The 11,109-nt window shown below is 68.6% G+C and carries 10 protein-coding genes; 6 read left to right on the top strand and 4 right to left on the bottom strand.

All coding sequences use genetic code 11. The features are described 5' to 3' along the window. Window positions 1-155: 155 nt before the first annotated feature. Together VF536_RS15535 and VF536_RS15530 are read right to left on the bottom strand one after the other, a co-directional pair. Entirely contained in the window at window positions 156-1,958 is a 1,803-nt protein-coding gene (locus VF536_RS15535; RefSeq protein ID WP_331615765.1) for a hybrid sensor histidine kinase/response regulator, read from the bottom strand. Window positions 1,959-2,267: 309 nt separating this feature from the next. Beyond that, complete coding sequence (locus VF536_RS15530; protein WP_331615764.1) at window positions 2,268-2,846, bottom strand: HD domain-containing protein; 579 nt, start codon at window positions 2,844-2,846, stop codon at window positions 2,268-2,270. A gap of 322 nt (window positions 2,847-3,168) precedes the next feature. On the opposite strand from VF536_RS15530, the gene VF536_RS15525 reads away from it, so the two are divergent. The 3 genes from VF536_RS15525 (at window position 3,169) to VF536_RS15515 (ending at window position 5,196) form a co-directional block, all read left to right on the top strand. Continuing rightward, the gene (locus tag VF536_RS15525; protein ID WP_414710389.1) at window positions 3,169-3,759 is read left to right on the top strand and encodes a cytochrome b; all 591 of its coding nucleotides are present in this window, start codon (window positions 3,169-3,171) and stop codon (window positions 3,757-3,759) included. Between the two features lie 174 nt (window positions 3,760-3,933). Continuing rightward, window positions 3,934-4,485 (top strand): YceI family protein, encoded by a 552-nt coding sequence (locus VF536_RS15520; RefSeq protein ID WP_331615767.1) that lies wholly within the window; start codon window positions 3,934-3,936, stop codon window positions 4,483-4,485. 141 nt (window positions 4,486-4,626) lie between these two features. Beyond that, entirely contained in the window at window positions 4,627-5,196 is a 570-nt protein-coding gene (locus tag VF536_RS15515; RefSeq protein ID WP_331615766.1) for a YceI family protein, read from the top strand. Between the two features lie 69 nt (window positions 5,197-5,265). Here VF536_RS15515 and VF536_RS15510 read toward each other — a convergent pair whose 3' ends face one another. Then, window positions 5,266-6,123: a hypothetical protein gene (locus tag VF536_RS15510; protein ID WP_331615763.1), complete on the bottom strand. Its 858-nt coding sequence runs from the start codon at window positions 6,121-6,123 to the stop codon at window positions 5,266-5,268. A gap of 449 nt (window positions 6,124-6,572) precedes the next feature. Between VF536_RS15510 and VF536_RS15505 the strand changes: the two genes are divergently transcribed. The 3 genes from VF536_RS15505 to VF536_RS15495 are packed head-to-tail and all read left to right on the top strand — an operon-like array spanning window position 6,573 to window position 9,458. Beyond that, the gene (locus VF536_RS15505) at window positions 6,573-8,123 is read left to right on the top strand and encodes a sensor histidine kinase (protein WP_331615762.1); all 1,551 of its coding nucleotides are present in this window, start codon (window positions 6,573-6,575) and stop codon (window positions 8,121-8,123) included. Further along, the gene (locus VF536_RS15500) at window positions 8,120-8,584 is read left to right on the top strand and encodes a hypothetical protein (RefSeq protein ID WP_331615761.1); all 465 of its coding nucleotides are present in this window, start codon (window positions 8,120-8,122) and stop codon (window positions 8,582-8,584) included. The genes VF536_RS15505 and VF536_RS15500 overlap by 4 nt, the downstream gene beginning before the upstream one ends. A 37-nt stretch (window positions 8,585-8,621) precedes the next feature. Then, complete coding sequence (locus tag VF536_RS15495) at window positions 8,622-9,458, top strand: LytTR family DNA-binding domain-containing protein (protein ID WP_331615760.1); 837 nt, start codon at window positions 8,622-8,624, stop codon at window positions 9,456-9,458. Between the two features lie 168 nt (window positions 9,459-9,626). Here the strand turns inward: VF536_RS15495 and VF536_RS15490 are convergent. Next, window positions 9,627-11,109, bottom strand: a 1,483-nt coding sequence (locus VF536_RS15490; protein ID WP_331615759.1) for a hypothetical protein, incomplete at its 5' end; no start/stop codon positions are given.

Raw genomic sequence — 11,109 nt, 5'->3', positions numbered from 1 at the left:
TCAGCCGCTCGGCCATCCAGTCCTCGAGCGGCCGTGACAGCCAGCGCGTGCCCGTGGGTCTCGGCCGCCGCGCGTCGGCGCCATCGGGCGGCGCGTGGGACGTCGTGTGGGACGGCGCTTCGGACGCTGCGCCAGAGGCTGCGTCCGACGGGACGTCAGACGGGACTTTCGGCGCCTCCTCGAACGGGCGAGACATCAGGACCCTCCCTTCGATATTCGGCGAGCGCGGCCTGCATCGCGTTGATGAGCAAGTCTTCGGTGACCGGCTTGTGCAGCAGCGTGAGTCCCGCCTCGTGGGCTTCCCGCAACCGCTCGGGCGCAGTGTCGCCGCTCACGATCAAGGCCGGCAGTCCCGGGAACGCGCTTCGCAGCGAGCGCACCGCGCTGATGCCGTCCTCGCCGCCGCGCAGCCGGAAATCGGTCAGCAGCAGGTCCGGCTGCTGGCCCATGCTCTTGAGCAGGCCCTCGCGCGTGCTGCCGGCCAGCAGCACCTGGCAGCCGTGCGCGCTCAGCAGCGCATGCATGGCGACCCGCACCGGCTCCTCGTCGTCGATCACCAGCACCCGCATCGGCGGCAGCGCCGGGCCTTGCGTCGGCGTCGAGCCGGGCCGCACCAGCGCGATGTCGGCGGCGGTCACGTTCAGCATGAAGCTCGAGCCATGCCCCGGCGTCGAGCGCAGCGCCAGGTGCAGGTCCAGCAGGTCCACCAGCCGCGTCACGATCGACAGGCCCAGGCCCAGACCCTTGGCGCGGTCGCGCTCCGGATTCCCGACCTGGTAGAACTCGTCGAAGATCCGCTGCTGCTCGTGCTCCGGGATGCCCATGCCGGTGTCGCGCACCGACAGGCGCCAGACTTCCTCGTCCTGGCCGCGGTTGACCTCGATCGCGACCTCGCCGCGCGCCGTGTACTTCAGCGCGTTGTCGATCAGGTTGCGCACCACCCGCTCCAGCAGCACGGGGTCGCTCTCGACGCAGGCCTCCGGCGGGCAGTCGAGCCGCAGCAGCAGGTGCTTGCGCAGCGCGGAGGGCTGGAACTCCCGCTGCAGCCGGCCCAGCCAGGGCTGCAGGGCGAAGATCTGGTTGTTCACCGGCACGACGTTGGCGTCGAGCTTGGAGATGTCCAGCAGCGCGTCCATCTGCGAGGACAGCGAATGCAGCGCCAGGTTCATCTGCGTGACGATGACCCGGCCTTCGTCGTCGAGCGGGCGCTTGTCCAGCGCCGCGCCGAACAGCGACAGCGTGTGCATGGGCTGGCGCAGGTCGTGGCTCGCCGAGGCGAGGAAACGCGTCTTCGCCGCCATCGCCGATTCCGCCTGCGACAGCGCCTGGCGCAGCTGCTGGTTGCTCTTGTTCTGCTGCAGCCGGATCAGCACGGATTCGGCGAACACGCGGTAGGTGTCGCGCGCCAGGCCGGTCAGGATCAGGCCGAAGAAGATGATCAGCGCCGACAGCACCCAGTCCAGCCAGCGCTGCTCCGCGCCGGGTTCGTGGAACAGGCCCCAGGACAGCGCGGTGGCCAGCGTCACCGGCCAGAGGAAGACCTGGAACACGACGCGGTGCCCGGCGGTCGTCGCGACCGCGCCGGCGCACAGGCCCAGCAGCACGATGGTCTGCACCATGCGCTGGAAATCGTTCAGGTGGGGCGCCGCGATCAGCGAGGCGCTGAAGGCCAGGCCGTTGGCCAGGCTCAGCCACACGGCCCAGTCCATGCGCTGCTCGAGCGGGCGGTGCTGCATCTCCGGCAGGCGTCCCAGCACGGCCCAGCGCGTCGCCAGCACCGCGTACACGACGGCCAGCCATCCGTAGGCCAGCCAGGGCGACATCACGCTGGCCGCCATCACCGCCATCATCAGCGCGGCGATGCTCACCGGGTAGGGGACGCGACGGCCCTGCTTGCCGATCAGGCGCAGCAGTTCGAGCTCGACGCTCGCCTGCTCGGCGCTGCGCTCACCCGCCATGACCGGAACAGGCAGCGCCTGGCCGCTGCCGCGAAGGGAACTGCATGGGTTGTGTAAAGCTTGTTCTGGGCGGGCAATATATCTTGCCGATTCCCTTCACGCCCAAGCGGTCGCAACGTGCCACGCAGATAAAACTATGCCGACCACCGCCACCCTTGCGGGCTTTGGTAGGTCGGCATAGCACTCCTCCCCTTGATCACATCGCTGAGGTCCAGGCAGCGAGCGATCAGGATCCAGTATGCAAAGCGGGCCGGGGGTCCGATATCCCCCTCAAGAGGGAGACAGACTTTGACATCGTCCCCTTCCGTCTCAGGCGATGCGCACCCGCTCCGGCGCGCGCTGGTCCCGCAGCAGTTCCTCGAGCAGCGCCAGGTAGTAGGCGAGCGGCGGCGTGCGCATGCCCGGCCGCTTGGCCAGATCGTCCCAGCGGCGCAGCTGCAGCGAGGCGCTCGCCTGCGGGTGGGCCATGAAGAGCAGCCGCTCCTCCGCGTTCATCGGGCCGCCCTGCAGCGCGAGGCTGTGGCGCGAGGCGTCGGACAGGCTCGGCCCGTAGGCCGGGTCCGTGCTCACCAGGTAGCGCTTGGCGGCGACATGCAGGCGGATCGGCTCCACCACGTCCGGCCCCAGCCCCCCGGCGCGCAGCAGCGGCAGGGCGGTCAACTCGTGCTCGTCGTCCCGCAGGGGGGCGGCAGAACCACCGTCCATCAGTTGCCCGATGTCGTGCAGCAGCGCGGCGACTACAAGGCTATGCTCCGCGTGCGCCCACTCGGCGAGCTGGGCGCATTGGAGCGCGTGCTCCAGCGCGGTGACGGGTTCCCGGCGCTCGTCACCGTACTGCAGGTGTCCGCGGCGGTGAAACACCGCCTCGATCTTGGCGATCAGGTCCATGGCAACTCCTAGCCATCGCTCCAAGGGCGGAGCGGGCGCCAGTCTCGACCCCGCCGATGACGGATCTGTGAAGCGTGACCGGGCCTCCCATTCAAATTGGATGAACAGTGGCCTCAGTTCCGGTGAACCGACGATGGATAGCCCACGCTGACACTTCATCCCATTCCGGACCTCCCGACGCCCCAGGTCTTCCCAAGGACGCGAGCCCGACATGACTGCCCACGACAACCAGAACAACGACCCCGACCAGCAGCCCACGCTGCCCGCCGAGACGCTCGATCCCGCCGCGCCCGCCGTGGCTGTGACCTCGGCCGCCAGGCCGATGCCGCCGGTGTCCTCCGCGACGCCCGTGCCCCTGGCCGCAGCCACGGTCACGCCCGTGGGCAAGACCCGGTACGACGTCGTGGCGATGCTCTTCCACTGGGTGCTGGCCCTGGCGATCATCGGCGCCTTCTCGGTGGGCTGGTACATGTCCGACCTGCCGTTCTCGCTGACGCGGCTGAAGCTCTTCAACTGGCACAAGTGGGCCGGCGTGACCATCCTGGCGCTGTCGGCGCTGCGGCTGCTCTGGCGCCTGACCCACCGCCCGCCGGCGGACCTGCCGATGCCCGGCTGGCAGAAGCTGGGGGCGCACGCGGTGCACTGGCTGCTCTACGCCGCCTTCTTCGCGGTGCCGCTGAGCGGCTGGGCCTACAGCTCCGCCGCGGGCTTCCCGATCGTGTGGTTCGGCGTGCTGCCGCTGCCGGACTTCGTCGGCAAGGACAAGGAACTCGCCGAATCGCTCAAGCAGCTGCACCAGTTCTTCGCCTACGGGTTGGGTCTGCTGGTTCTTGCCCACCTTGGCGCCGTGGTCAAGCATGTCGTCCTCGACAAGGACGGCCTGCTGCGGCGCATGCTCCCGGGCCGCGCCTGAGCGCTCCGCCCGGATCGACCGGAACAACACCTGACCCCACCGGGCTTCAAGTCCCCTTCACAGACTCGCTTCACAAGACTCGCCGAGGACCTCATGACCGCACGCATGGCCACCCATCTCTCGATCACCGCGCTGTCGGTGCTGAGCGCCGCCCTCCTCCTGGTCGCGCCGGCGATGGCGCAGACCAAGCCGGCGGCCGCGCCCGCCGCTGCGGCAGCGACGGCGGCACCCAAGCTGGTGCCGGCGCAGAGCGACATCGCCTTCACCTTCCGCCAGATGGGCGTGCCGGTGGACGGCCACTTCAAGAAGTTCGACGCCCAGCTGGCCTTCGATCCGAAGAACGCCGCGGCCGGCAAGGTGACCCTGTCGATCGAGCTGGGCAGCGCCACCATCGGTGACGCCGCCACCGACGCGGAACTGGTCAAGCCCGACTGGTTCGACACCAAGAAGATCCCGACCGCCACCTTCCAGAGCACGGCCCTGAAGGCGCTGGGCGGCGGCAAGTTCGAGGCCACCGGCAAGCTCAGCATCAAGGGCCAGGTCAAGGACGTGGTCGTGCCGGTGGCGCTGGCGCAGGCCGGCGGCACGACGACCGCGACCGGCAGCTTCGCGATGAAGCGCCTGGACTTCAAGATCGGCGAGGGCGAATGGAAGGACACCTCCATCGTCGCCAACGACGTGCAGGTGAAGTTCAAGCTCGCCATCACCGGCATGGCGCCGCTGTAAGCCGACGCCGCCGCGGATCACCAGCCTCCCCCGATTCTTTCCAACCGGTCCGGGTCCTTCGCCCGGTTCCTTTCCACCGCGGTACCCGCCGCGGTTTCCACCACTGTTGCGACCCCTGGTCGACAAGGACCCACCACCATGATGAAGAAAGCCCTGCTGCTCGCCTCCCTGATCGCCGTCACCGGCCTGGCGCAAGCCCAAGCCGCGACCTACGCGATCGACCCGACGCACACCTACGCCACGTTCGAGATCAAGCATTTCGGCACCTCGACCAACCGCGGCCGCTTCGAAAAGAAGGAAGGCACCGTGCAGTTCGACAAGGCCGGCAAGTCGGGCAAGGTCGAGATCACCTTCGACATGAACGGCATCAGCACCGGTTCGTCGCAGTTCGACACGCACCTGAAGAGCAAGGACTTCTTCGACGTGGCCAACAACCCGACGGCCAAGTTCGTCGGCGACAAGTTCACCTTCTCGGGTGACAAGGTCGCGACGGTGGCCGGCCAGCTGACGCTGAAGGGCAAGACCGCGCCGGTGACCCTGACGGCCACCAACTTCAACTGCTACGAGAACCCGATGCTCAAGCGCGAAGTCTGCGGTGGCGACTTCGAGACCACCTTCGACCGTACCGCTTTCGGCGTCGACTACGGCATCCAGTACGGCTTCTCGAAGGACATCAAGGTCATCGTCCAGGTCGAGGCCGTGAAGCAGTAATCCCCCGGGAATACGTCACACCAATGCCGGAAGGCCCGCGGAAGCGGGCCTTTCGTCCTTGTGGCGGGGCTAAACGGGCGCGCCGACGGGAATCCCTGCAGCCATGGACATCAGACGCGCGCTGGTTGCTTGGTCTTCCATGAACGCCGTCACCGCATGCGTCGTGCAGAGCTTGTTGAACCAATCCCAGCCGAACGAGGTCCGATAGGCCGCGGCACATTCCGGCGAGATCCATGCCAGCAACTGCTGCAGTTCCTCATGGAACTGGCGGAACGCTGCCACTGCATGGCTCCAATGGCGGCCGCGCTGATGGCCGCTCGCGAACCAATGCGACTTCCAGATGGGTTCGAAGTGGCAGACCCGGTTCCTCAACTGCTGAAGGCGCTTCACCCGGAGCAGGACGGATTGCCGGTTGACGTCACGGCTCCAATACGGTGGCTTCGAATGCGGGTGGTGCGGGAAGACGTCCGTGAACGTCCTTGGCGCATGTCGATTCGACAAACCTTCCAGCAGGTTCGGCCAGAATCCAAAAGACAAACTGGCGACAACAGCGTCCGGCGACGGCTGGAGTTGCCTGCGCATGGGTGGGCTGCCCTCGGACAGCAAGGACTCGATTCGCTCGAGTGACTTTCCCTTCAACGGGATCGCGCCAGGCACCGCCCGGTCGTACCAGGCAAAGGATGGGCTGGACTGCGCCGACACTTGCATCGAGAGCGTGCGATGGATCGCATTTCGCAGCACGACCTCGAGCAGTCCGACGAAGGGATGAATGCTGGCGCTGAGCGCCTGCGCCCATTGGTAGCAGCCCAAGGCCGCAGCGTCCGACGCCGGCACAAAAGCTACACCGTACGGCGCCATCCGAGCAGCGGACAAGCGCTCAAGGACCTCCGTCGCAGGCGAGACCGCCGCGGAGTACGAGATCGTCAATGGCGTCGCTTGCGATCGTGGGAGGATTTGACTCGTCAAGTTCAACTCGCTACTCTCCCGCCCCGTAGGCACTGCGGATCCCACTCCCGCACCTCTTGGCAGGTTCCAAAGCCGGTGATGCCCGCAGCAGCAGTAGAGCAAGACGCCACCCTCGGGTGGCGTTGAGCTTTCTGGGTCGCCAAACGCTGCGGAGCGCCAAGCGAAAGACGTCTATCGTCCATCGCCGACGGCCGCCCGGACGTCACCCGTGAACAACTGCACGCAGGCAATTTGACCAATCACGACTACCGGTCGGTCGAGGACTGATCCAGCCTCGCTGCCAGGCGCTGTCGACCTCCGGCCTGTCGCCGATCGGTGCAGTCCATCCCGCCGTCCGCACGGCGCGTCGCCCGCCGCCCCGGGGACCTCGGGGTCTTGCGTAAAGTGCGAGCCATACGACAGGTCCTCCCATGAACGCGCCGACTCCCGCCTCCCCCACCCCGCGCCAGCGCTGGCAGAGCTTCATGAAGACTGCCGAGCAGGTCTTCCACGCCTACGGCAGCTGGCTGGTGTCCATCACCTGGAAGCGCTTCACGCTGCTGGCGGTGATGCTCGTCATCGGCGCCAACATCCTGCAGACCCTGCCGCCCTTCTCCTTCAGCTGGCAACTGCCGGTCGAAACCACCGAAACCATCCATTCGCCCAAGGGCCGCGATCGCCAGAGCGACAAGGATCGCGAACGCGACCGCCGCGAGAAGCAGCGCGCCGCCGAAGTGGAGAAGAAGGTGGCCGAGGCGCAGAAGAAGGTGGAGAAGGCCACCCAGCCCGAGGAATCCGCCCAGGCCGGCTCCCAGTCGGGCCACGGCGCCTCCGATGCCGTCGAGGGCGAAGGCCTGCGCTACGAGGTCCAGATCGACAGCCGCGGCGTGCGCATCGTGCCGCGCCATCCGATCGCCGCCGCTGCCAGCGCCGCCTCCGCGGCCGGCGCGGAGGGCGCCGTCGACCCCAACCTGCCTTCCGTCGACATCCGCATCCCGAACGAAAAACAGCGTGACGCCATCCGCGAGGCGGTGAAGTCCGCCGCCGCCGAGGCCAAGCGCGCGCTCGAGGACGCCGCCGAGGAAGCCCGCCAGGCCAAGGCCGATGCCGAGGAGGCCCGCGACGAGCTCGAGGAAGTCCAGCGCGAGACCTCCCGCAAGACGCGGTATCGCACCGTGCATCTGGGTGATTTCCTCGACAAGCTGGCCGTCCTGGTGGTGCTCGCCTCGGCGCTGCTGAAGGCCACCTACAAGGGTCGCCTGCAGGCCGAGGTGAAGGCCGCCAAGGCCACCGAGACCGCCGAGGCCGAGTCGCTGCGTCGCCAGGTCGTCGAGGCCCGCATGGCCGCGATGCAGGCGCAGGTGGAGCCCCACTTCCTGTTCAACACACTGGCCTCCATCGACCACCTGATCGAGACCGACCCGCCGCGCGCCTCGCAGATGCAGAAGAACCTGATCGCGCTGCTGCGGGCCTCGATGCCGACGATGCGCGAAGCCAACGCCAATGGCGGCGTGCGCGACCTGGGCCGCGAGATGGCCGTCATCCGGCCCTACCTCGAGATCCTGCAGGTCCGCATGGAAGAGCGCCTGGTCTCCCGCATCGAGGTGCCCGACGGCCTGCTGTCGGCCGAGTTCCCGCCGATGATGATCCAGAGCCTGGTCGAGAACGCCATCAAGCACGGCCTCGAACCCAAGGCCGAGGGCGGCAGCCTGCTGCTCAAGGCCGAGATCGTCCACGGCAAGCTGCAGGTCACCGTCGCCGACACCGGCCTGGGCTTCGGCCGCGCCGCGACCTCGGGCACCGGCGTCGGCCTGGCCAACATCCGCGAACGCCTCTCGCTGCTCTACGGCAAGGCCGCCAGCGTCACCGTCGCCGAGAACCAGCCGTCCGGCACCGTCGTGATCATCACCGTCCCCTACCGGACGTCCTCCCACCACGCGCCAGAACCAGGCTCGCCAGGCACACAAGGAGCACACGCATGAAAACGCTGTTCAAGACCCTGCTCGTCCTCGGGTTCGTCCTCGTCGCCGGCGCGCTGCTGCTCGGCTGGGGCCTGATCCACCTGCTCGGCGACGTCCCGGGCGTGCACCTCAGCGTCGACGGCGAGGAGGTCATCCTCAGCGGCATGGGCCTGGCCGACGCCTTCGGCGCCGGCATCGGCCTGGTCATCGCCTTCGTCGTGCTGTGCCTGGTCGTGCCGCTGGTGCTGCTGCTCGGCCTCGGCCTGCCCTTGCTGATCCTGGGCGCGATCGCCCTGGTGGCCCTGGCCGCGCTGGCCAGCGTCGGCGCGGTGGTCGGCTCGCCGCTGCTGCTCATCGGACTGGTCGTCTGGCTGCTGGTGCGCGACAAGCCGCGCAAGGCGCCCCGCATGCCGCCCGCCCAGCCCGGCCAGCCGGGCCCCGCCATGGCGTCCCATCCGGGCGAGCCGTCCCTGCACGCCTGAAGCGCCTCCGACCTGACCTGACCTAACATCGCCTCCCATGAGCGACACCGCCGACACCCACCAAGCCCCGCGCGCCATCCTCGCGGACGACGAACGCCTGATGCGCGAGCAGCTGCGCAGCCGCATCGCCGAGGTCTGGCCCGAGCTGCAGATCGTCGCCGAGGCCAAGAACGGCCTGGAGGCGGTCGAGCTGGTCAAGGAGCACAAGCCCGACCTGGTCTTCCTCGACATCCGCATGCCGGGCCTCACCGGCGTCGAGGCGGCCAAGCAGATCGCGCAGCTGCCCGACGACGACGACTGGTCCCTGCCCGAGATCGTCTTCATCACCGCCTACGACCAGTACGCGGTCGAGGCCTTCGAGCAGGGCGTCTGCGACTACGTGCTCAAGCCCGCCGAGCGCGACCGCCTGCTGGTCACCGTCGAGCGCATCAAGAAGCGCCTGGCCCTGCGCAGCGGCGAGGTCGAACCCGAGGGCCCGAGCACCGGCACGCTGCAGCAGCTGCTGCACTCGCTGTCGGCCCGGGTCAACAACACCAGCGGCTCGCCGCAGTACCTGCAGTGGATCCAGGCCTCGGTCGGCCAGACCATCCAGATGATCCCGGTCGAGGACGTGCTGTTCTTCATCAGCGACGAGAAGTACACCCGCGTCCAGACGCCCACGGTCGAGGCGCTGATCCGCAAGCCGATCAAGGAGCTCGTCGACGAGCTGGACCCGAAGCTGTTCTGGCAGATCCACCGCTCGACGCTGGTCAACGTCAAGGCCATCAACGGCATCGGGCGCGACTTCCGCGGCCGTCAGCTGGTGGGCGTGCGCGGACTCGATGAGAAGCTGGAAGTCAGCCGCAGCTATACGCACCTGTTCAAGGGCATGTGACGAGGGAGCGGTTCGGCGTACTTCCACCGCCGCTGGCCCTCACCCCTGCCCTCTCCCGCAAGCGGGAGAGGGGGCAAGAGGAGCCAGCGCTGCGAGTAGAGCCGATCGGACTCCCTCTCCCGCTTGCGGGAGAGGGCGGGGGTGAGGGCCAGCAGACGTGGCAGCCAGTCAGCGTGGTGGACCCTTGAGCTTCACGCCCGCCGCCGCCATCGCGCGGCGGACTTCCGGGGCATCCTCGAACGCGGACTCCAGCTCCGGCTGCAGGGTCTCCAGTTCCAGCCGGGAATCCTCGTCCCCCGGCCGACCCGACTTCCGCGACGACGCCCGCAAGCCCAGCCCCAGCGCCATGAGCGCGTAGAACAGGAAGGCGATCCGCGGCGCGTCGATGAGGCTGTCGAAGAGCCCCACGATCACGAAACCCGCCAGCCCACCCACCACCGCCGGCGCCAGCGGATGGTGCCGCCCCGCGCCGAAGGTCAGGCGCATCAGCACCGTCACCAGCAGGCTGGTCCAGAGCGCGAGGCCGAACAGCCCCTGCTCGAACAGCACATGCGCCGGCAGGCTCTTCATGTGGAAGGGCATGTGGTTGCGATCGCTGGTGAAGAACCAGCGCGCCAGGCCGTCGCTGAAATCGCCGTTCTGCAGCAAGGGCCCGTGCACGCTGTCGGCCATCGAGATCGACGCGATCTCCAGCACGCCGCCACGCCAGTTCTGCGTCACCGACGCGACCAGCCGCTTCGGTGCCCAGGAGCGGCCGCCGAATTCGGCCGGCGCCTGGCCCAGCTTCAGCTGCACCGGCTGCCAGGCGCCGCCCATCGGCTCGACGTCGGTCTCACGGTCCACGCAGCGCAGCGGGTAGAGCAGGAACTTCTCGCAGATCTCGACGCGCAGCCGGGTCTTGAACTGCGTGCGCAGCGTCACCGTCGCCGCGACCTCGCCGGCCACCGCCGGCACGCGCTGGCTGAGCCGGAACATCTCGCCGTTGCCCATCTGGTGCAGGCCGCTGGTCAGCGTCACCGTCGGCCGCGGAGACGGCTCCGCGCCGGGCAGGCCGGACGCGGGCACCTCGGAGCTCGCCGGGTTCAGGTGGTAGTCGCCGACCCGCTCATCAAACGGGCCGCCGTTGGCAAAGCTCGCCGGGAAGCGCCCGCTGCCCTTGCCCAGCAGCCATTCGTCCATGGACTTGAGCAGGCCCAGGCTGACGCGCCAGTGCTCGAGGCGGCCCTCGAAGTCCTGCTGCCCGGTCGACATCCGCTGACCGATGTACGCGCCGCCGCCCAGCGCCGCGACCACCCCGCAGGCCAGCAGGCAGGCGGTCCAGACGAGCCCCCGAGCACGCCACCCGGCAGTGCGCAGGTCCGCGCCGACACGCGGCGACCATTGCGTCGCGATCCATGCGATCGCGAGCGCCCCCAGCACGACGGCGATGGACACGGAGTCCCGTCCGCCGCCCCAGTGTGCCGCGACCAGGCCCGTGCCGGCCAGCGTCGCCATCCACACCACGGCCAGCGCGAAGGCCTGCGACGGCTGCGTCAGTCCGCCCCGCCACAACCAGGCCAGACCGAGGCCGAGCAGCACGAGGATGCCGTCGATCAGGTAGGCGCCCTTGGGCACGAGGTCGATCAGCAGCCCGCCCAGCAAGGCCAGCAGC

It is taken from the genome of Roseateles sp. (assembly GCF_036486225.1).
Taxonomy (GTDB): Bacteria; Pseudomonadota; Gammaproteobacteria; order Burkholderiales; family Burkholderiaceae_C; genus Roseateles.
Note: the sequence above shows the minus strand (reverse complement) of the source record. Positions and strands in the feature narration are given on the sequence as shown.